Origin of the sequence: Actinotalea soli, from assembly GCF_017565425.1 — a bacterium.
GTDB lineage: Bacteria > Actinomycetota > Actinomycetes > Actinomycetales > Cellulomonadaceae > Actinotalea > Actinotalea soli.
This window is the reverse complement of sequence record NZ_JAGEMK010000001.1, coordinates 485,644-505,709: the sequence shown is the minus strand read 5'-3', so window position 1 is coordinate 505,709 and position 20,066 is coordinate 485,644. Positions and strand designations below refer to the sequence as shown.

The 20,066-nt window shown below is 72.7% G+C and carries 15 protein-coding genes; 2 read left to right on the top strand and 13 right to left on the bottom strand.

Going from position 1 to position 20,066, the window contains the following annotated elements; genetic code table 11:
- Positions 1–2: 2 nt before the first annotated feature.
- Positions 3–2,009, bottom strand: a complete 2,007-nt coding sequence (locus tag J4G33_RS02335) for a S16 family serine protease (protein ID WP_208054262.1) — start codon at positions 2,007–2,009, stop codon at positions 3–5.
- Between J4G33_RS02335 and J4G33_RS17905 the strand changes: the two genes are divergently transcribed.
- Positions 2,008–2,394 (top strand): transglutaminase domain-containing protein, encoded by a 387-nt coding sequence (locus tag J4G33_RS17905; RefSeq protein WP_243758367.1) that lies wholly within the window; start codon positions 2,008–2,010, stop codon positions 2,392–2,394. The genes J4G33_RS02335 and J4G33_RS17905 overlap by 2 nt on opposite strands.
- A gap of 44 nt (positions 2,395–2,438) precedes the next feature.
- Here the strand turns inward: J4G33_RS17905 and J4G33_RS02325 are convergent, their stop codons facing one another.
- From J4G33_RS02325 to glnA, 10 genes are all read right to left on the bottom strand, one after another.
- Complete coding sequence (locus J4G33_RS02325; protein WP_208054260.1) at positions 2,439–5,372, bottom strand: hypothetical protein; 2,934 nt, start codon at positions 5,370–5,372, stop codon at positions 2,439–2,441.
- Complete coding sequence (locus tag J4G33_RS02320; RefSeq protein ID WP_208054259.1) at positions 5,369–7,288, bottom strand: HSP90 family protein; 1,920 nt, start codon at positions 7,286–7,288, stop codon at positions 5,369–5,371. The genes J4G33_RS02325 and J4G33_RS02320 overlap by 4 nt, the downstream gene beginning before the upstream one ends.
- A gap of 86 nt (positions 7,289–7,374) precedes the next feature.
- Entirely contained in the window at positions 7,375–8,148 is a 774-nt protein-coding gene (locus tag J4G33_RS02315) for a sirohydrochlorin chelatase (RefSeq protein WP_208054258.1), read from the bottom strand.
- Positions 8,141–9,256, bottom strand: a complete 1,116-nt coding sequence (locus J4G33_RS02310) for a uroporphyrinogen-III synthase (RefSeq protein WP_208054656.1) — start codon at positions 9,254–9,256, stop codon at positions 8,141–8,143. Before J4G33_RS02310 ends, J4G33_RS02315 begins: the two co-directional genes overlap by 8 nt.
- A 20-nt stretch (positions 9,257–9,276) precedes the next feature.
- On the bottom strand, positions 9,277–10,506 hold the full coding sequence (gene cobA, locus J4G33_RS02305) for a uroporphyrinogen-III C-methyltransferase (protein ID WP_208054257.1): 1,230 nt from the start codon (positions 10,504–10,506) through the stop codon (positions 9,277–9,279).
- Positions 10,503–10,901: a nitrite reductase small subunit NirD gene (gene nirD / locus J4G33_RS02300; RefSeq protein WP_208054256.1), complete on the bottom strand. Its 399-nt coding sequence runs from the start codon at positions 10,899–10,901 to the stop codon at positions 10,503–10,505. The genes cobA and nirD overlap by 4 nt, the downstream gene beginning before the upstream one ends.
- The gene (gene nirB, locus J4G33_RS02295; RefSeq protein WP_208054255.1) at positions 10,898–13,591 is read right to left on the bottom strand and encodes a nitrite reductase large subunit NirB; all 2,694 of its coding nucleotides are present in this window, start codon (positions 13,589–13,591) and stop codon (positions 10,898–10,900) included. Before nirB ends, nirD begins: the two co-directional genes overlap by 4 nt.
- Before the next feature lie 255 nt (positions 13,592–13,846).
- Positions 13,847–15,217, bottom strand: a complete 1,371-nt coding sequence (locus J4G33_RS02290) for an MFS transporter (protein ID WP_208054254.1) — start codon at positions 15,215–15,217, stop codon at positions 13,847–13,849.
- A 174-nt stretch (positions 15,218–15,391) separates the two neighbouring features.
- Entirely contained in the window at positions 15,392–15,823 is a 432-nt protein-coding gene (locus J4G33_RS02285) for a DUF1801 domain-containing protein (RefSeq protein WP_208054253.1), read from the bottom strand.
- A 285-nt stretch (positions 15,824–16,108) separates the two neighbouring features.
- On the bottom strand, positions 16,109–17,533 hold the full coding sequence (glnA, locus tag J4G33_RS02280) for a type I glutamate--ammonia ligase (RefSeq protein WP_208054252.1): 1,425 nt from the start codon (positions 17,531–17,533) through the stop codon (positions 16,109–16,111).
- A 166-nt stretch (positions 17,534–17,699) separates the two neighbouring features.
- On the opposite strand from glnA, the gene J4G33_RS02275 reads away from it, so the two are divergent.
- Positions 17,700–18,194: an RDD family protein gene (locus J4G33_RS02275; RefSeq protein ID WP_208054251.1), complete on the top strand. Its 495-nt coding sequence runs from the start codon at positions 17,700–17,702 to the stop codon at positions 18,192–18,194.
- 72 nt (positions 18,195–18,266) lie between these two features.
- Here the strand turns inward: J4G33_RS02275 and J4G33_RS02270 are convergent, their stop codons facing one another.
- Both J4G33_RS02270 and lipA read right to left on the bottom strand, forming a co-directional pair.
- On the bottom strand, positions 18,267–19,004 hold the full coding sequence (locus J4G33_RS02270) for a DUF4191 domain-containing protein (RefSeq protein WP_208054250.1): 738 nt from the start codon (positions 19,002–19,004) through the stop codon (positions 18,267–18,269).
- Positions 19,005–19,061: 57 nt separating this feature from the next.
- On the bottom strand, positions 19,062–20,063 hold the full coding sequence (lipA, locus tag J4G33_RS02265; protein WP_208054249.1) for a lipoyl synthase: 1,002 nt from the start codon (positions 20,061–20,063) through the stop codon (positions 19,062–19,064).
- Between the last annotated feature and the right edge of the window lie 3 nt (positions 20,064–20,066).

Genomic DNA, 20,066 nt, shown 5'->3' with positions numbered 1-20,066 from the left:
GCTCAGTCCTGCGACTCCTCGGGGGCGGAGGAGCCGGCCTCGTCGCTCTCCGAGTCCTCGGCCGTGGTCGGCTCTCCCACGCCCCCCAGACGGGCGAGCAGCTGCGTCATGATGAAGCCCCCGTTGTAGTAGCTGAGGGCGTCGAACCGCTCGGCAGGGGTCCCGGTGCGGTAGACGCCGCCGGCCTCGTACTGGGCGACGGCGACCACCGGGGAGGTCTCCTCCTCCTGGAGGTCGGCGATGCCGGTGGACAGCTGGGCACGGCCCAGATCGAGGGCGTTGTCGAGCGCTCCCTGGAAGCGCAGCCCCGTCACCTCGTAGTTCTCGTCGACGATCGCGTTGTTGTGGTACTTCTCGACGAGCATCTGGTTGCGGACGTAGTTGCTCAGCCCGTAGCCCATCACCGCGTAGTCCGCGTTCGGCTTGCCCTCGCCGATGTAGTCGGCGAACGCGGTCACGACCGCGGCCTGCTCGACCGAGAGCGCGATGCTCATGTCGTAGCGAGCCAGGTGCCCGACCACGACGTCCGCCGACATCCCCGTGGACCGGCTCAGGGCAGCCACCTCACCCGAGGTCGTGAAGGCCGCGAAGTTGGCCTCCGCGCCGCGCCGGAAGAAGTCACCGACCTGGGCCAGGTCGACGTCCTCCATGACAGGGGCGCCGACGTTGTCGCGACCGACCTCGAAGACCGCCTGCGTGTTGGTCAGCTGCGCCTTCGCGAGCTCGGCGTAGACGAGGGGCAGGGCGAGATGGTTGAAGAACTCCTGCAGCGAGGCGTACTGCCCGGCCTCCCACCTCGAGCTCATGGTGTCGATCTCACGCTGCGCGAAGGCGAGGAGGGACCACGCGTCGAACGCGCCGGCATAGGCCTGGGTCAGCGCCTCCGCGTCGGTGAGCGTGCTGACCTGGTAGGTGGAGAGCTGGTCGAGGAAGGCCATGAAGCGCTGCGAGGCCGGGCCCAGGTCGGTGGCGTTGTTGAGCATGACCGTCAGGCCCTGCTCGCCCTGCGTGTACAGCGGGTTGAGCACGTTCCCCGTCGCGTGCAGCGTCTCCATCAGCGCGGCGCCCTGCTGCGCCTTGACGAAGGCACCGGCGACCAGGCCCTGCCGCTGGAGGTCGGCGCTCTCGGCCATGAGCTCCTCCGCCTCCAGGAGCAGGAGGGTCTCCGCCAGGGCGATCTGCACGTCGTGCTGGAGGCCGGTGAACTGGTTCGCCGCGGTCTGGAACCTGCTGGTCGCGGCGTCGACCTGAGCGTTGACCTTGTCGTACGAGCGGTTGTCCAGGCGGGGCTCCCCGGCCTGGGAGGGCTGCGGGATCTCTTCGCCGGTCAGGTAGGGGTACGCCTCGTAGATGTCCCCGACCTCGATCACCTCGACGCCGAGCCGGTCACCCTCACGCACGAGGTCCACGTCGTTCCCCTCCGCGTCCGGGGAGTTCCGTTGGCCGAGGGGGACCAGCACGGTCGTGATCTCCTCGTCGGCCGCACCCTGGAGCTTCTCGGGGATGCCGCCGACCGGACCGATGGTGCCGGTGGCGTTGATCGTCCCGGTCATCGTGACGTCGTCGGCGATCTCGTGGCCGTGGTGGAGCGCGACGAGCGCTGCGGTCTTCAGCGCTCCGGCGCTCGGTCCGTCGATGCGTCCCGAGATCTCGAACCCGAAGCGGCCGTCGAGGGGCTCACCGGTCAGCAGCGTCGCGACGATGGCCGCGTTCCAGGAGGCCGCACGGGACGCCTCACCCAGTCCGCCGACCTCGTCCTCGGAGAAGTCGATCCTGAACGAGCCGTCCGGGGAGGGCTCGCGCGAGATCGTCTCGGACGCGACCCCTCCTCCGCTGCCGTCCGAGCGCGCGAAGAGGGGCTGGACCGTGATGCTCGTGGCGCGCTCCTCCTCGGCCTCCTGGACGTCGTCGCGCTCGCTGTCGTCAGCGGCGGACGGGGTGCAGCCGGCGAGAAGGAGCGCGGTGGTGGCGACGAGCGCCCACCGAGCACTGGGGCGGTGGCCGAGCATGGAGGTCCTCTGTGCCGTAGGGAGGGGTAAGCAGAGCGGCACGGGACGGGCCCGGCGCTGTGCGCTGGACCAGGATGCCCGATACGTCCCCTGCTTGGAACACCTCTGCGGGCCATCCGGAAGTTTCCGAACGATCCCGAACGGGTTCCTGCCACCGCGCGCGTCCCGCGGGCGTGGAGCCCCGCAGGGGTGCCTCTCGACGGCAGGGGGGTGCGCGTCCTACGCGGCAGCGTTCAAGGTCCTGGCGGATGCCGCCGGGCTGGACGCGGTGTACGTGAACGGCGTCGCCTCCGCCACCAACGAGGGGCACGCATGGAACAAGGTGCGCATCGGTAGCACGTGGCGGTTCGTCGACTCGCGCATCGCTGACGACGCCGCGAGCTGAGGTCTCGTCGGGCCGTGGGGGGGACGGAGAGCACCTCGACCCGGTCAGTCCTCCTGGCCGTCGGCCCCCGTGCACCGGAGCCAGAAGGCCTCGGCCTCCTCGGGACGACCAGCCTCGTCGAGCCACGCGGCGCCCGTCCCCGCGGCCGCCTGAGCCAGTGCGGGCCAACCGAGCTCGCTCGCCCGCTCGGCCACCTCGGCGAGGGTCGGCAGACCGTCGCCCTCGCGGTCCAGGTCGAGGAGCATGCTCCCACGCAGCAGCTCGGTCTCGAGCGCGTTGCCGTCCGCACCGATCGCCGTCCAGCGCGACGCAAGCCCGTCGAGCACGGTGAGTGCCTGCTCGTGGTCCCCCGCCGACGCGTGGAGTCGCGCCGACAGCGTCGTGAGCGTCAGCTGCTCGAGCGGCTCGTCCCAGTCGCTGAGGTCCGCCGCGACGGCCGGGTCGACGCTCGCTCGCACCATCGCCTCCTCGTTGGCGCGGCGGGCGTCCTGGACGTCGAGGAGCGCGGCGTCCAGGCCGTCGGCGTGCAGACGGGCCGTCACGCGTTCACGACGGACGACGAGGGCGAGCCCGTGCTGCCCCGACGCGACCGCTGCCTCGAGGGCCTGCTGGTAGAGGCGGGTCGCCTCGACGGCGTCGCCCTGGGTCAGGAGGCCGGCGAGGCGGCCGAGGGCGGGGGCCGCGACGGCGTCACCACCGTCCGGCCCCGTCGCGAGGTCGACCGCCTCGCGCGCGAGGGCCAGCGCGCGGTCCGACTCCTCGAGGACGGCGCACAGCTCCGCGGCGAGGTCGAGCAGCCGGAGCCGCTGGCCTGCACGGTAACGCCGGTGCCCGGCCGTGACGGCGTGGGCCGGGAACGGAAGGCCGAGGGTCGCCTCGGCGAGCTCGATGGCCTCGACCTCACGGCCGTGCCGAGCCATCAGGAAGGCCGCCAGGGTCCGGCAGTCGACCACGATCTCGTGCAGGTCCAGGGTCAGCGCCGCGGAGGCGACCGCGAGTGCCCGAGCCTCGGCCCCCGGCGCCTCGCCGGTGTCGGCGAGCAGCCGGCACCGGGAGGACTCGACCTGCAGCACGAGCTCGGGCGACCCCGCGCGTTGGCCGAGCTCGACGGCGCGGTCCAGACGTCCGTGGGCACCCAGCAGATCCCCCTCGGCGGCGTCGCTGCTCGCCCGCTCGAGCTCGAGCTGCACCCGGATGTCCGGCGCCTCGGCGTCACCGAGGAGGGTGAGCACCTCGGTTGGGACGTCCTGACCGGCATCGCCGGTCTCGGCGTGCAACCGGAGGTGGGCCGCCAGGCGGAGGTCCTCGGGTGCGAGGGGGCCGTCCGCCAGGATGCGTGAGGCCTCGTCGTTCAGCTCCCTCGCGCGGCCCGGCTCGGCGTCCTCCGCGAGCCGGGCCCTGGCACGCGCGCGCTGCCCCCTCGTCCCGACCGCATCGACCTGGCCGAGCAGTCGAGGCGCGTCGACGGCCCGTCCGTCACGCAGGCCGTCGAGGAGCTCGGCCAGCAGCGCCTCGGCACCGTCGCCAACCCGGCGGTACAGGTCTGCGGCGCTCGCGGTGAGGACCGGCCGCGGCTCGGGCGAGGACCACGCGGCGAAGGCGTCGAGGTCGGCGACGGCGCGCAGGTGCGCGGCGGTGTCCGGGGGAAGGGCCTCCGCGGTGGCGGGGACGGCGAGGCCGACGAGCACCGCCTCCCGACGTGCCTCCCAGTGCGCTGCCAGGCGTTCGCAGGTCGGCCTCCCGGCGGTGGCCCGGGCGAGAGAGACCCGCTCGGCGAGCCCGAGGACGTCCACGTCCTGGAGGTCCGCGTCGCGTCGCAGCTCAGGGTGCTCGGGCTCGTCGGGCAGGGCGGGCAGGGCCACCGCCGTGGTGGGCGCAGCCCCGACGACGCCGAGGGGGAGGGGCGGGAGCGCGGGTGCGGTCAGCATGGCGTGCACGCGCTCGCTCACCGCCGTCGTGCCGTTGCGCTGGTCGAAGCGGCGCGCCGTCGCGATCGCGTGCTCGCGGAGACGGACCAGGAGGTCGGCGACACGCTCGGGCGTGCGCCCGGGACCGCGGACGGGCAGGTCACCGTCGCCCTCCGCGACGACCGGTTCGAGCAGGCGCGCGGCGGCTGCGGCGAGCTCCATGCCGGCGGCGGGCGTCGAGGGGCGTTCGACGGCGTCGAGCTGCTCAGCGAGCACCTCGAGCCCTCGCGCCACGGCGCCGGTGCGGGCCAGCACGTGCAGGTGGCGCGCGACCTCGCCGGTGGCGGCGGGGTTGCGGCGGCACGCGCGGTACGCGCTGCGGTGGAGCGAGGCGGCGCCCTCCACGTCACCGAGCTCGACGAGGGATGCGAGGGACTCGCTGATCGCGCTGTGCGGCTGCTCGGAGCACCCGATGTCACCCCGCATCACGCGCATCAGCTCATCACGCACCTCCTCGTGGCGCCCGAGCGCGGCGTGGTGCATGATCCGCGTGGTCGGCTCGCACCCGTCGCAGTCCGAGAGGCTGGTCCGGGGAGCGCGGCGCCACGCATCGAACTCGCGGTCGGCCGCAGCCGCGCCGTGCCGGTGCGCCTGCAGGACGAACGCGCAACCGAGCACGGGGGCCAGGTCCTCACCGGCCAGGGCGTACCGCTGCCGCATCCCCTCGAGGGTCGTCTCGAGCTGCTCGAGCGGGACCTGGGGGTGGTCGGTCAGCAGTGTGACCATCCACTTGTGCGCCCAGAGCACACGGAACCTGTCTGAGGGCGTGAGCCACGAGGGCGCGCCGTCGTACTGCTGCAGCACGTAGACGAAGGGCGCGAACATCCGATGGCGCTCGGCCGTGTAGTGGTACGCCTCGACGAGCTCGAGCCGCGTCCGGAAGCGCAGCTCGACGTCACCGAGCTCGTCAGCCATCCGGACGAGCTCTGCCCCCGGTGCCGCCCGTTCTAGCTCGGGGAGGTCGGACATGACCTCCATGAGCTCGTCGATCTCGGCTCGGGTCACGGTCACGGGGTGCTCCTCGGGGTCGTCGTGGTCTCAGGCTCGCCCGCCGTCCCGACCGCGCGGTCGAGGAGGGCGTTGAACGAGCGCTCGAGCAGGGCGGTGTCGACCGGGCGCAGCCGGTGGCTGCCCGACAGCAGGGCTCGACCGTAGAGCGACTCGGCAGCCACACGGCGCACGTGGACGTCGGACAGGGCGAGCACGCGGCGCACGGTGGGGTTCGCGTCGTTGAGGAGCAGCCGGGGCCGCTCCGAGCCGCCGTCGTCGAACGCCCCGAGCAGCGCCCCCCACACGTCGTCGACCTCGGCGGCGACCGCACGGACCTCGCGTCGTTCGCGGGCCGCCCCGTCGTCGACGAGGAGCGCCGGGACCGACGGGGGAGCGAAGACGCGCAGGTCGACGTCCACCCCGACCCCGTCGAGCACAACCCGGACGTCGGCGAGGGCGTGGGCCACCTCCCGGTGGCGGTCCTCGGCGGCGAGCCGGACGTGCCCCTCGACGTCGGCGGCGGTGATGACCTCGACCTGGGCCCCCGGATCGACGTCCGCCAGGCGTCGCACCAGCTCGAGATCGATGGAGGCGCCGCCGTCGACGACCGCGACGCCCTGCGCGGCCATCACGCTCGCGACCTGACGGAAGTCGTCCCGTGCGGCCGTGACACGGACGACGTCGGTCGTGGCCAGCAGGTCCGGAAGGGTCGACGTGCCCTGGTTGGTGCGGAAGGGCAGGAGCGGCAGGACGATCCGGAGCAGCTCGTCGTCCTCGAGCGCCATGGTCTTGACCGCGACGTGGTGCAGGTCGAGGAAGCGCTGCATCCGCTGCGGCTGCGTCGTCGCCATGCGGACGAGCCAGGTGCGGACCTGGTCGCCGATCGCGGCGCGGGTGTGCTCGAGCAGGTCGTCCTCGAACAGCGCCTCGCGGTTGGCGGTCGGTCGCAGCCCGTGGGCGTCGAGCGCGCACCGCACGAAGAAGGCCCACTCGGGCACGAGGTCCGGCACGGAGTCCGACAGGAGCATGCCCTTGAGGTGGACACGGTGCCGGCCGGCGCGCCCGGCGGTCGTGCGCTGGCCCGAGATGACGGCGACGCCGTCGAGCCCGGCCTCGGGGACCCGGATCGGCAGCACGTGGAACGGCGTGCCGCCGAGCTCGGCCTCAGCCAGCTCACGGCAGGCCGTGCGGCGCTGCTCAGGGTCCGTCAGGCGCCACGGCGGGGTCTTGCCGCTCGTCTCGACCTCTCCCGAGGCCGTGCGGACGACCACGGGGTGCGGGAGGTACGTGCCGTGGTGCCGTGCCAGCTCGAGGACGGCTCTCGTGTCGAGCAGCTCTGCGGTGCCTCGGCGAGGGGTCAGGGTGACGCAGGTGCCCGGGCCGTCGGCCAACCACGCTGCCCGCTCGTCCTCGGCAGGCAGACCGTCGGCCAGGACCGTGAGGTCGTAGGACCCGTTCGCGCGGCCCACCCAGTGCACCCAGGGGCCGTCTGCGCGTCGTGTCACGACCTCGATGTCGTCCGTGACCATGAAGCAGCTCAGCAGGCCGATGCCGAACTGGCCGAGCAGGTCGGACCGCGCGAGCCCCAGCTCGTCGCGCTTGCTCGAACGGCCGATGGTCGCGAGGAACGTCCGCACGTCGTGCGCGTCGAGCCCCACGCCGGAGTCCATGGCGTGCAGGCGGCCGTCGACCGCGACGTCGCACGGCACGAGGCGGAGCGCGGGACGGTCGTCGGAGGTCCCGCGGACGGTCACGGCGTCGACCGCGTTCTGCAGCAGCTCACGCAGGTAGACGCGCGGCCCCGAGTAGAGGTGGTGGCTCAGCAGGTCGACCATGCCCCGCAGGTCGACCTGGAACATCCCGTCCCCAGCAGGGTCGGGAGGGCCGGCGGAACCGTCGTCCTCAGTCGCCTCGACAGGTCCGCTGGCCTTGTGCACGGAAGTACCTTAGGGCCCGCGCTGATCTCGGGGCTGCTCCGATGGGGTGGGATCGGTCGACCGGTGCTGGCCCGGTCGACCCGCGCTCAGACGACGCTCAGGTCCCGGACCCGGCCGCAGCCGCTGCGCGCGGGGCACGCTCCCGGACAAGGCCCGATTACGGCGCGTGCAGCGCACGCGTACCGGTCCAGGACCACGTCGGCGAGCCGCGGGTCGGGGGCGAGGGGGTCGGTGAGGAGGTCCGCGCCGGCCCGTCGGAGCCGGTCGTGGAAGAATCCCGGAGCGAGGAGGTAGGCGGCCACGACCACGCGGCGGCCCTCTGCTCTCGCCGCGGCGACGGCCTCCGGGACCGAGGGGCTCGCGGAGGACCCGTAGCCGACCGTCACGGGGCCTTCGGTCCAGCGTTCCCGGAGCAGCCCGGCCACGTCCTCGACGGCGAGCGAGGCACGCCCGTCGCTCGAGCCGGCCGCAGCGAGCACGACGGCGTCCCCTCGGGTCGCCCCGACCTCGCGCAGGCGGTCTACCAGCACCTCGACCAGTCGGGGGTCTGGCCCGAGGGCCCCGGAGGCGGTGGCGGTGCGCCCGGCGACCGCCGCGGCGATGTCGACGTGCACGTGGAACCCGGCAGAGAGCAGCAGGGGGACGACCACGGCGGTCCCGGGCGCACCAGCCCTGCTGGTCTCGGTGATCGCGTCGGCGACGACGTCGGCGACCTCGGGCCGCTGCACGTCGACGAACGCCTCGCGCACGTCCAGGTCGGGGCGGCGTCGTCGGACCTCGGTCAGGATCGAGGCGACCGCGAGCCGCCCGTCCGGGTCGTCCGTGCCGTGCGAGCAGCCGACGAGGACCGGGTCAGGCATGGGTGCTCTCCTGCGTGGGGGTGGGTTCGGCGAGGTCGAGGCGGTAGCCGCGCTTGACCACGGTGCGGACGAGGCCGCGCCCTGCGGCCTCGCGGAGTCGGGCGACCGCGACCTCGGCGGCGTGCGGGTCACGCGACTCGCCGGGGAGGGCCTCGAGGACCCGGGCGCGGGTCAGCACCTCGCGGGGATGGTCGGCGAGGAGGCGCAGCACCTCGAGCCCCGAGGGCGAGAGCGGCAGCACGCGGCCGCCCAGGACCGCGTGGCCACGGCGGACGACCAGGGAGCCCGCGACCGTCTCCACGGTCCGGGTCCCGCCGAAGTGCCCGACGAGGGTCCGCACGAGGGATCCGAGGCGCCCGCGGTCGGGCACGATCGGCTCGATCCCGACGTCGCGCAAGGGTTGCGCGGTCACGGGCCCGACGGCGGCGGCGACCGCGCAACCCGTGCGGAACCGTTCGACGAGCTCGGGCAGCACGCCGGTCTCGCGTGCGGAGTCGAGCCAGGCCGCGGCCCCGGGCGCCGAGGTGAAGACGACGGCGTCCACCTCACCGGCGGCCGTGGCCCGCGTGGAGGCCGCGACGGCCTCGGGGTCGCGCGGCGGGCCCCACCGGTAGACGACCAGGCTCACGACGTCGGCCCCCGCGGCGCTGAAGGCCTCGTCGAGGTCGGTCGAGCCGGCGCCGTGGTGCTGCACCGCGATCCGGAGGCCGTCCACGCCGTCGTCCAGGAGCGCCTCGACGATCTCGGCCGAGGTCTCGGACTCGGCGACCCAGTCGGCCTGGAGACCGGCGGCCTGGATCGCTCCGCGGGCCTTGGGCCCACGCGCCACGATCCGGGCTCCCCCCAGCACCGCGACGAGGTCGTCCGCGACCCCGGCGGCATCGGCGGCCTCGATCCACCCACGGAAACCGATCCCGGTGGTGACCACGACGACGTCGGGCGGGGTGGTCAGGAGATCGCGGGTCCCGCGGACCAGCTCCGCGTCGTCCTGGTGGGGGACCATGCTCAACGAGGGAGCGTGCCGGATGACGGCGCCCCGACGCTCGAGGGCGGCGCCGAGCTCGCCGGACCGCCTCTCGGCGGTCACGAGCACGACACAGCCGGCCATCGTCTGCGCGAGCTGCTCCGTCACGAGACCAGCATGGCCGCTGGCGGCGGATCGAGCAGCCCCGGCGCGGCGACGTCTCCGACCACGACGATCGCCGGCGCCCGCACCCCGGCCTCCCGTGCCAGCTCGGCGATCTCCTGCAGCGGGCCGCGGGTCACGCGCTGCGAGGGGGTGGTGCCCCGTTCGACGATGGCCACCGGGGTCTGCGGGTCGGTGCCGTGCTCGAGGGCCTCGGCCGCCATCGTCCCCAGGGCCGAGACACCCATGAGGACGACGACGGTGGCGGAGCGTTCCCGCATGGCGACGCGCGCGGACTCGTCGAGCCCGTCGTGACCGTTGACCACGTGCACGGCGGCGACGGTCCCGCGGTGGGTCAGAGGGATCCCGGCAGCCGCCGGCACGGCGAGGGCGCTGCTGATGCCCGGGACAACCTCGACCGGCACCCCGGCCTCGCGGCACGCGAGGACCTCCTCCCCGCCCCGTCCGTAGACGAACGGGTCTCCGCCCTTGAGCCGCACGACCGAGCGCCCGCGCTGGGCCTGCTCGACGAGGATCCGGTTGATCTCGTGCTGGGGCACGGGGTGGTGGCCGGGGGTCTTGCCGACGTCGATCACCTCGACGGCCGAGGGCAGGTGCTCGAGCACCGAGCGCGGCCCCAGGCGGTCGGTGACCACGACGTCGGCCTCCGCCAGGGCGCGTCGGGCCCGCAGGGTCAGCAGGTCGACCGCACCCGGGCCGCCACCCACGAGGACCACGTGCCCGGGGGCGCCGGGCACGCGCCGTCGCCGACGCAGGTCTGCCCCGTCGCGCAGGTGCTCGGCCACCGAGTCCCGCACCGCAGCCACCCGGGCCGGGTCGGGGAGGCCCTCGGAGACGACGCCGATCACGAGGTCGCCCTCCCGTGCGGTGGCAGGGGTGCGAGCGGTACCCGCGGTGGCCTCGGAGGCCACCACGCACCAGACGCGCCGCTCCTCGGCCCAGCGCGCGACGGCCGCGTCGACCGCTCGGTCCCCGGTGGCGGTGTGCACGAGCCAGACGTCGGCCAGGTCGGCGGCCGTCACGTCGCGGGCCCGCCAGTCCACGGCCCCGAGATCGGCGAGGGCGGCGAGGTCCTCGCACAGGCAGGGCGCCACGAGGCGGATGCGCGCCCCCTCGGCGAGGAGCGCTGTCGCCCGCCGGGCGGAGACCGGTCCGCCACCGACGACCAGCACCTGCCGGTCGGTGAGGTCCAGGCCGATCAGGGCGGTCATGACGGCCCCCCGGACTCGGGGGCGGCCGAGACGAGGACGACGCCCTCCTCGACCCGGACGTCCCAGGTGCGCAGGGTGGGCCCGTCCGCGGGGTCCAGGCACCCGCCGGTCCTGAGGTCGAAGACCTGCTTGTGCAGGGGTGAGGCGACCGTGGGAGTGGTGCCGCGGGTACCGACGATGCCGCGGGCCAGGACGTGCGCCCCGGTGAAGGGGTCCTGGTGCTGGACCGCTCGGACGGTGTCGTCGACCAGACGGAACAGGGCGACCTGCTCACCCCGGACCAGAGCAGCCGCGCCACGCTCGGGCACGAGGTCCTGCAGCTGGCAGACAGCGATCCACGGGCTCACGGGTCCTGAGGCGTCCTGCGCCGTGACGGGGTCGGCCTCGATGCTCATGCGCGCACCTCCAGGGTCGGCCCTGCGACCAGCATGGGTTCGTCGGCGGGGGTCGGGCTCGACGCGACGGCCAGCCCCGCGGCGCGCTCCTCGGCGGTCGCCGGCCGTCGCTGACCGCGCTCGGTGACGTAGGCCAGGGACGGGTCGGGCTCGGTGGGGGCGTTGACGAAGGAGGCGAACCGCTGGAGCTTCTCCGGGTCGTCCAGGGTGGCCCGCCACTCGTCCTCGTACCGGTCGACGTGGGCAGCCATGGCCGCGTCGAGCTCAGCCGCGATGCCCAGGCTGTCCTCCATGATCACCTCGCGGACGCCCCCGAGGCCGCCCTCGACCTCCTCGATCCACGGCGCCGTCCGCTGCAGGCGGTCGCCGGTGCGGATGTAGTACATGAGGAACCGGTCGACGGTCCGCACCAGGGTCTCGGTGTCGAGGTCCTCGGCGAGCAGCTGGGCGTGCCGCGGCGTGAAGCCCCCGTTCCCCCCCACGTAGACGTTCCAGCCCTGGTCCGTCGCGATGATCCCGACGTCCTTGGCGCGGGCCTCGGCGCACTCGCGGGCGCAGCCCGAGACGCCGAGCTTGAACTTGTGCGGGGCTCGCAGCCCGCGGTACCGCAGCTCGAGGGCGACCGCGAGGCTCGTGGAGTCCTGGACGCCGAACCGGCACCAGGTCGAGCCCACGCAGGACTTCACCGTGCGCAAGGACTTCCCGTAGGCATGTCCGGACTCGAAGCCCGCGTCCACCAGCCGACGCCAGATGAGGGGCAGCTGTTCGAGGCGGGCCCCGAACATGTCGACCCGCTGCCCTCCGGTGATCTTCGTGTAGAGGTCGAAGTCCTTGGCCACCTGACCCACGGCGATGAGGCCCTCGGGCGTCACCTCCCCGCCCGGCATCCGGGGGACCACCGAGTACGTGCCGTCCTTCTGCAGGTTGGCCATGACGTGGTCGTTGGTGTCCTGGAGGGTCGCGCGCTCCCCGTCCAGGACGTGCCCGTCGTCCAGAGAGGACAGGATCGAGGCGACCACCGGCTTGCAGATGTCGCAGCCGCGGGAGCCCACGGGGGCCTGATCGTGACCGTGCCGTCCCAGGACGTCGCTGAACGTCCGGAGACCTGTGATGCGCACCGCGTCGAAGAGCTGGCGGCGGGACAGCGCGAAGTGCTCGCACAGGGCCGTGCTGACGTCGAGCCCGGCCTTGGCGAGCTCGGCCCCGACGAGCTTCTTGACCAGCGGCAGGCAGGAGCCGCAGCTCGTCCCGGCGCGCGTGCACACCTTGGCCGAGGCGACGTCGGTGCAGCCGTGCTCGGTGACGGCGCCCCGGACCGTCCCGGCGCTGACGTTGTTGCACGAGCAGACCGTCGCGTCGTCGGGCAGGTCGCCGTCCCCCCGGCTGAGGCCCGAGACCCCTTCGGGGAGCAGGTAGGCCGACGGGTCCCCGCTCAGCTCCCGGCCGAGCATGGGGCGCAGGGTGGCGTAGGCGGAGGCGTCCCCGACCAGCACCCCGCCGAGCAGGGTGCGCGCGTCGTCGGACAGGACGAGCTTGGTGTAGACCCCGGCGACAGGGTCGGAGTGCACGAGCTCGAGGGCACCGGGGGTCTGGGCGAAGGCGTCACCGAAGCTGGCGACGTCGACCCCGGCGAGCTTGAGCTTGGTCGCGGTGTCCGCCCCGGGGAAGACCGCCTGACCACCGAGCAGCCGGTCGGCGACCACCTCGGCCATCGCGTAGCCGGGGGCGACCAGGCCGATGCAGGACCCGCCGATGCATGCGACCTCCCCGACGGCCCACACGTGAGGGTCCGCGGTGCGGCAGGACTCGTCGACCACCACGCCTCCCCGGGCGCCGACGGCGAGGCCGCTCGTGCGGGCGAGCTCGTCGCGAGGGGTGATGCCCGTGGCGACGACGACGACGTCCACGTCCAGCCGCCCGCCGTCGGCGAACTCCAGGCCACCGACCGTGCCGCGCCGGTTGGGGCGCAGGCGCGTGGTGGCGGTGCTGACGCGGACGGCGACCCCCAGCTGGTTGATCAGGCGCCGCAGCGCCTCCCCACCACCGAGGTCGACCTGCGCGGACATGAGGTGGGTGCCGAACTGCACGACCGTCGACTGCGCGCCGAGGGCCTGCATGGCCCCAGCAGCCTCGAGGCCGAGCAGGCCACCGCCGATCACCGCGCCGCGCACCGGTCGGTTCCAGCGTCGTCCCTGCTCCTCGACCCATCCGCGCAGGGCCGCGACGTCGTCGACGGTCCGGTACACGAAGACCCCCGGCAGGTCGGTGCCCGGGATCGGCGGGACGAAGGCACCCGAGCCGGTGGCCAGCACCAGCTCGTCGTAGGGGATCGTCCGGTCGGCGCCGGCCCGTCCGGTGGACGTGGTGACGGTGCGGGCCTCGCGGTCCAGGCCCGTCACGGCGACCCCACGGTGGAGGGTCACCAGGGGGTCCTCCCACAGCGCGGGGTCGCCGAGGGCGAGGTCCTCGGCGTCGCGCCCGGAGAAGTACGAGGTCAGGGCGACCCGGTCGTAGGGCGGCCGCGGCTCCTCCGCGAAGACGCTGATCCGCCAGGTCCCGGCACCGTCCCGGTCCCGGAGGGCCTCGACGAGTCGCTGGGCGACCATCCCGCCCCCGACGACCACGAGGTGCCGGCGCGCGTCGTCGGGTGTCGTCGTGGTGCTCTCGGCCTGCGTCGGGTGCTCGCTCATGGTGGTTCCCCCCAGCGTCGTCTGCCCCACGAGGGGCTTGGCGACGACGCTATGGACCGCATGTTTCTCGGGCGGACACGAGGAGGTTTCCGGTCCGAAACACTTACCTCACGGCCGAGACGGTCCGGGTGTGAGGTCGCCGGCGGTCCAGGCTCGCCCGGCGGGCGCACGAGGACCGGGGCCCTCGACGACGTGTCGAGGACCCCGGTCGGGTGCTGGACTCCGATGGTGCGGCGAGTCGCGTGACGCCGGGAGTCAGATGGCGGCCGCACGAAGGGCCGAGCCGCGACGCTGGTAGACGGCCCACACCAGGGCGCCCATCACCACGTACATCCCGATGAAGACGGCGAACCCGCCCTCGATGCCCGCCATGGCGAAGATCCGGGGGACGAAGAACGCCCCGAGGGACCCGATCGCCCCGGCCAGGCCGATGCACCCGGCGGCGGCGCGTCGCCCTCGAAGGGCGCCGCCCTCGTCGGTCACGCCCATCTGGAACACCGCGGGGATCATCCGGTACGTCGAGCCGTTGCCGATCCCCGCCGCGGCGAACAGCAGCAGGAACAGGCCGAGGAACAGGGGCAGCGAGTGGACGTCGAAGGTCGCGAGGAGCCCGATCACGCCCATGGCCATGAGGGTGAAGGCCGCGATGGTGACCCGTGCTCCGCCGACCTTGTCCGAGAGCATCCCGCCGATCGGGCGTACCAGCGCCCCGATGAGTGCTCCGAGGAACACGATGTTGGCGGTGACCTCGGGGTACTGGATCCGCATCAGCGTCGGGAAGGTGTTGGCGAACCCGATGAAGGAGCCGAAGGTGCCGATGTAGAGGAAGGAGATGATCCAGGTGTGGGGGTTGCGGGTGGCGAGGATGTAGCTCTTCACGTCCGACTTCGCGCAGGACAGGTTGTCCATGTAGCGCCACGCCAGGATGGCCGCGATGACGCACAGCGGGATGAAGATGAGCCCGGCCCGCTCGAGGGCCACTCCCGCGGCGGCCACGATGACCAACGGCACGGTGAACTGCACCCAGGCCGTCCCGAGGTTGCCGCCGGCGGCGTTGAGGCCCAGGGCCTTGCCCTTCTCCCGCTCGGGGTAGAAGAACGAGATGTTGACCATCGACGAGGTGAAGTTGCCTCCGCCGAGGCCCGCGAGCGACGCGATGACGAGCATGAGACCGAAGGGCGTCTCGGGGTCGCTCACCGCCCAGGCGAGCCCTCCGGCCGGGATGATCAGCAGCAGCGCCGAGACCACCGTCCAGTTGCGCCCGCCGAAGATCGGCACGGTGAACGAGTACACGAACCGCATCAGCGCACCGGTGAGCCCGGGCAGGGCGATCAGCCAGAAGAGCTGGTCGGCGGTGTAGGCGAAGCCCGCGGCGGGGAGCTGTGGCGTGACGATGCCCCAGAGGGCGAGCATCGCGAAGCCCAGGAACTCCGCCACCATGGAGAACCCCAGGTTCCGGCGCGCGGTCGGTCGGCCCACCGTCGTCCACTGCTCGTGGTTCTCGGGGTCCCAGTTGTCGATCCAGCGACCTCGCCGGTACGCGAGCGCCGTCGGGCCGGCGGTCGTCGTGGTCGGACCACCTGCGTCCCCGGTGCCGTCTGAGCGGGTGATCGTCGGTGTCGCCATGGTTCCTCCTGGGTGCCCGCCCCCCTGCTGGGGCTCGTGACCACGACGTTAGGAAGGTCGTGTTTCCCCCGGAGGGGCCCAGGAGTTTCCGCAGCGGAACGTTTCCCGCACACACCGGGGGAGCCGGCTGTGAGAACGGGCGCCTCCGTCGGCGACGCGGGTGGTGAGGTCTCGCTACTCCGACGGCTCGTGGTGGTTGCGCCGGGCGTCCTGGACACCGAGCTCGACCAGCTCACGCAGGACGTCGAGATCGACCTCCGTGAGCCGGGTGACGTAGAGGCAGCTCGTGGCGTGCTTGACCTTGCCCAACCGGGCCAGCTGCGTGGCGTGGAGCTCGGCGAAGCCGGCCGTCAGGTAGATGGTGTGCTGCCGCTGGTTGGTGGCGAAGGCCGCCAGAGGGGCGTCACCCTCGCGGCCGCTCTCGTACCGGTAGTGGTACTGCCCGTAGCCGATGATGCGGGAGGCCCACAGCCGCGGCTGCTCACCCGTGACCGCGGCCATGAGCCCCATGAGCTGCTCAGCCTCGGCACGCTTGACCTCGGCGAGCCCGTCGAGGACGGTCTCGACCGGGGTGTCGGACGGGGACATCGCCGGGGCCTTGGCCATGACGTGGATCGTAGGCCTTGAGGTGTGCCGGGGGAGCCAGCGTGCGCGAAGAGGTCGCCCCGCGCGCCCGGCGGCGGCCCACCCCGTGGACGGCGCGGGCCGCGGTGCGCGGCGCCGCGCGGGAGATGCGCGGGTGCATGCCGGCGACCGTCCGAGGCCCTCCGGGGGCGTCGACCGCCGCTCGCACGTGTGGCACAGACAGTGGCACCCCCGCCGCCACGAGGGCGACGGGGGTGCCGGAACTGCAGGTCAGAGGCTCAGGGGCGCGCCCTTGAGACCCGAGGATCAGACGTCGTAGTAGAGCTCGAACTCGTGCGGGTGCGGGCGCAGACGGATCGGGTCGATCTCGTTGGTGCGCTTGAAGTCGATCCACGTCGCGATGAGGTCGGGCGTGAAGACGCCGCCCTCGGTCAGGTAGTCGTGGTCGGCCTCGAGGGCGTCGAGGGCCTCGCCGAGCGACGCGGGCACCTGCTGGATCGAGGCGTGCTCCTCGGGGGGCAGCTCGTACAGGTCCTTGTCGACGGGCTCCGGGGGCTCGATCTTGTTCTTGATGCCGTCCAGGCCGGCCATCAGCATCGCCGAGAAGGCGAGGTAGGGGTTCGACGAGGCGTCGGGCACGCGGAACTCGATGCGCTTGGCCTTGGGGCTCGACCCCGTCACCGGGATGCGGACGCAGGCCGAGCGGTTGCGGGCCGAGTAGACGAGGTTGACCGGGGCCTCGAAGCCGGGGACCAGGCGGTGGTAGCTGTTGACCGTCGGGTTGGTGAAGGCCAGCAGCGAGCCCGCGTGCTTGAGCAGGCCGCCGATGTACCAGCGGGCCGTGTCGGACAGGCCGCCGTAGCCCTTCTCGTCGTAGAAGAGCGGCTCGCCGTTCTTCCACAGCGACTGGTGCACGTGCATGCCCGAGCCGTTGTCCCCGAAGAGGGGCTTGGGCATGAAGGTCGCGGTGCGACCGGCGGCGTGCACGACGTTCTTCACGACGTACTTGAAGAGCATGACCTTGTCCGCGGACTTGGCGAGCTCGTCGAAGCGGTAGTTGATCTCGGCCTGACCGGCGGTGCCGACCTCGTGGTGCGAGCGCTCGACCTCGAGGCCCAGCTTGTCGAGCTCGAGGCAGATCTGGTCACGCAGGTCGGCGAAGTGGTCGACCGGGGGGACGGGGAAGTAGCCACCCTTGTAGGGCGTCTTGTGGCCGAGGTTGCCCCCGTCCTCCTTGCGCCCGGTGTTCCACGCCGCCTCGATCGAGTCGATGTGGTAGTAGCTCTCCGACTGGCTCGTGTGGAAGCGGATGTCGTCGAAGATGTAGAACTCGGCCTCGGGGGCGAAGAACGCGGTGTCCGCGATGCCCGTCGACTTGAGGTACGCCTCGGCCTTGGCGGCGATCTGGCGCGGGTCACGGCTGTAGGGCTCGTCCGTGTACGGGTCGACGATCGACATGTTGATGTTGAGCGTCTTCTCGGTCCGGAACGGGTCGAGGTAGGCGGTGCTCAGGTCGGCGATCAGCTTCATGTCCGACTCGTGGATGGCCTGGAAGCCACGGATCGACGAGCCGTCGAACATCTGGCCCTCGGTGAAGAAGCTCGCGTCCACAGTCTTGGCGGGGACGTTGAAGTGCTGCATCACGCCCGGCAGGTCGCAGAACCGGACGTCGACGAACTTGACGTCCTCCTTCTCGATGAAGGCCATGACGTCATCGGCGGAACTGAACATCCGGTGTTCTCCTTGCTCTCGGCAGGCGCGTGTGCGGCGTCGACTCGACGGTAGGCCGCGGGGGTTTCTCCGCCGTGTACCTCATGTTTCGGCTGGGTTACTCCGCGGCACCTGAGCCCCCGGGCGGAGCACGGGAGCCTGACGCCCACGGCGTTAGGCTGACCCGATGACACCACGTCGGGAGGACCTCGGGTCCTGGCTGGAGGGTACCCCGGGCGGTCAGGGGCCCGCGGGCAGGTCTCGTCTCGGTCTGCCCGAGGAGGGCTCGGGGTCCATGGCCCCGGTCTCGCGCCGGATGGTCGCCCTCGCCGTGGACTGGATGCTCTCGCTGCTCATCGCGAATGCGTTCTTCGCAGGGCACCCGATGGCTACCTTGGCGATCTTCGCCGTCTCGACGTTCGTGCTGGTCGCGACCCTCGGGCACACCGTGGGGCACCGGATGCTGGGCCTGACGGTCGTCCGGTGCGTCCCGCAGGGGGTCTCGGTGTCGACCGGCTCACAGGCGCCGCGTCCCGGAGGTGCTCAGCCGGGCACTCCGGGTCTGCTGTCCGCGGCGGTCCGCACCGCGTTGCTCGCCCTGGTCATCCCGGCCGTGATCTGGGACGGTGACGGCCGCGGGATGCACGACGTGGCGGCCGGGACCGCGATCCTGCGACGCTGACGCGGCGGTACGACCCAGGTCAGCGGGACGACAGGCCGCAGCGGCAGGACGGGCCTCAGCGGCAGGACGGGCTCAGCGCCCGCGCATCCCCTTGCGGTCCGGGCGGGCCTTGTACGGGTCGACGCCCTTGGGCACGGGCAGGCGGGCTCCGCCCAGCGCCTTGAGCCGCTTGGTCACCTCGCTGACCTCCTGCTTGGTCAGCGACGGCTTCAGCTTCTGCACGGTCCGAGGGAGCTTGCGCAGGGGGACCTGGCCCTCCTCGCGCCCGCTCTGGATGAGGATGACCGGGACGTTGGGCAGGACGCGGCTGACCTTGCGCCGCTCGGCCTCGAGCAGCTTCGGGATGCGGTGCGCGGGTCCTTCGCCCACGAGCACGATGCCCGGACGGCCGATGCCGCGGAACACGAGGTCCTGGGTGCGGGGGTCGACGGCGGTGGGCTCCTCGGGGAAGTCCCACCCGCGGCGGATCGTCCGCAGGGCCGAGATCGACGCGCCGGGCTGGCCCTCGATCTGGCTGTAGGCCGCGGCCTCTGCTCGACGCGCGAGGAGGAAGAGGGCGCCGAGGAAGGCGAAGGGCAGACCGACCACGAGCAGGTAGATCACCATGTTGACCAGGAGGCCGATGACCAGCGCGACGGCGAGGACGCCGACGAAGACCGCGAGCATCCACCAGGTGACGGCCGGGTCTGCCCGGCGGGTCATCTGGTAGGCCTGCCAGATCTGGTGGTACCACCGGGTCTTCTTGACCTTGGCGGGCTTGCCGCCCTGGTCGGGGGCAGGGGAGGACGCTGCGGACTTCTGACGGGCCATGGGCAAGGAGTCTAGTGGCCCGGCCGGTCGGGGTTCACCGGGCCTGCGCTGCGTGGCTCAGCGCAGCAGCAGGCTCGCGGCCTCCTGACGGGCCGTCTGCTCGACCGCGAGGTGCGCGAGGTTCTCAGGGATCCGCTCACCGCGGCGGCGCATGGCCTGACCCCAGAGGCGGCCGGCGCGGTAGGAGGAGCGCACCAGCGGACCCGACATCACGCCGAGGAACCCGATCCGCTCGGCCTCCTCGGAGAGGGCGACGAACTCCTCGGGCTTGACCCATCGGTCGACCGGGTGGTGGCGGACCGAGGGGCGCAGGTACTGGGTGATCGTGACCAGGTCGCACCCCGCCTCGTGCAGGTCGGCGAGGGCCTCAGCGGCCTCCTCGTAGGTCTCGCCCATGCCCAGGATCAGGTTGGACTTGGTGACCAGCCCGGCGTCTCGGGCCGCGGTCAGTACCGACAGGGAGCGGTCGTAGCGGAAGCCCGGGCGGATCTGCTTGAAGATCCGCGGCACGGTCTCGAGGTTGTGCGCCAGGACCTCGGGGCGCGAGGAGAAGACCTCGGCGAGCAGGTCCGGGAGGGCGTTGAAGTCGGGGATCAGCAGCTCGACCCCCGTCCCGGGGTTGAGGTCGTGGATCTGCCGGACGGTCTCGGCGTAGAGCCACGCGCCGCCGTCGGGCAGGTCGTCCCGGGCGACGCCGGTCACGGTCGAGTAGCGCAGGCCCATCGCCTGGACGGACTCGGCCACGCGGCGCGGCTCGTCGGCGTCGAAGTCCGCGGGCTTGCCGGTGTCGATCTGGCAGAAGTCGCAGCGCCGCGTGCACTGGTCGCCCCCGATGAGGAAGGTGGCCTCGCGGTCCTCCCAGCACTCGAAGATGTTGGGGCAACCAGCCTCCTCGCAGACCGTGTGCAGCCCCTCGCGCTTCACGAGCTGCTTGAGCTCGGAGTACTCGGGCCCCATGGTGGCCCGGGTCTTGATCCACTCGGGCTTCTTCTCGATGGGGGTGGCGGCGTTGCGGGCCTCGACGCGCAGCATCTTGCGGCCCTCGGGTGCGATCGTCACCCG

Coding starts and splice junctions, on each gene's coding strand:
- J4G33_RS17905 (WP_243758367.1), top strand. CDS start 2,008: ATGGAGGTCCTCTGTGCCGTAGGGAGGGGTAAGCAGAGCGGCACGGGA.
- J4G33_RS02335 (WP_208054262.1), bottom strand. CDS start 2,009: ATGCTCGGCCACCGCCCCAGTGCTCGGTGGGCGCTCGTCGCCACCACC.
- J4G33_RS02315 (WP_208054258.1), bottom strand. CDS start 8,148: ATGCCTGACCCGGTCCTCGTCGGCTGCTCGCACGGCACGGACGACCCG.
- J4G33_RS02310 (WP_208054656.1), bottom strand. CDS start 9,256: ATGGCCGGCTGTGTCGTGCTCGTGACCGCCGAGAGGCGGTCCGGCGAG.
- cobA (WP_208054257.1), bottom strand. CDS start 10,506: ATGACCGCCCTGATCGGCCTGGACCTCACCGACCGGCAGGTGCTGGTC.
- nirD (WP_208054256.1), bottom strand. CDS start 10,901: ATGAGCATCGAGGCCGACCCCGTCACGGCGCAGGACGCCTCAGGACCC.
- nirB (WP_208054255.1), bottom strand. CDS start 13,591: ATGAGCGAGCACCCGACGCAGGCCGAGAGCACCACGACGACACCCGAC.
- J4G33_RS02290 (WP_208054254.1), bottom strand. CDS start 15,217: ATGGCGACACCGACGATCACCCGCTCAGACGGCACCGGGGACGCAGGT.
- J4G33_RS02285 (WP_208054253.1), bottom strand. CDS start 15,823: ATGGCCAAGGCCCCGGCGATGTCCCCGTCCGACACCCCGGTCGAGACC.
- glnA (WP_208054252.1), bottom strand. CDS start 17,533: ATGTTCAGTTCCGCCGATGACGTCATGGCCTTCATCGAGAAGGAGGAC.
- J4G33_RS02275 (WP_208054251.1), top strand. CDS start 17,700: ATGACACCACGTCGGGAGGACCTCGGGTCCTGGCTGGAGGGTACCCCG.
- J4G33_RS02270 (WP_208054250.1), bottom strand. CDS start 19,004: ATGGCCCGTCAGAAGTCCGCAGCGTCCTCCCCTGCCCCCGACCAGGGC.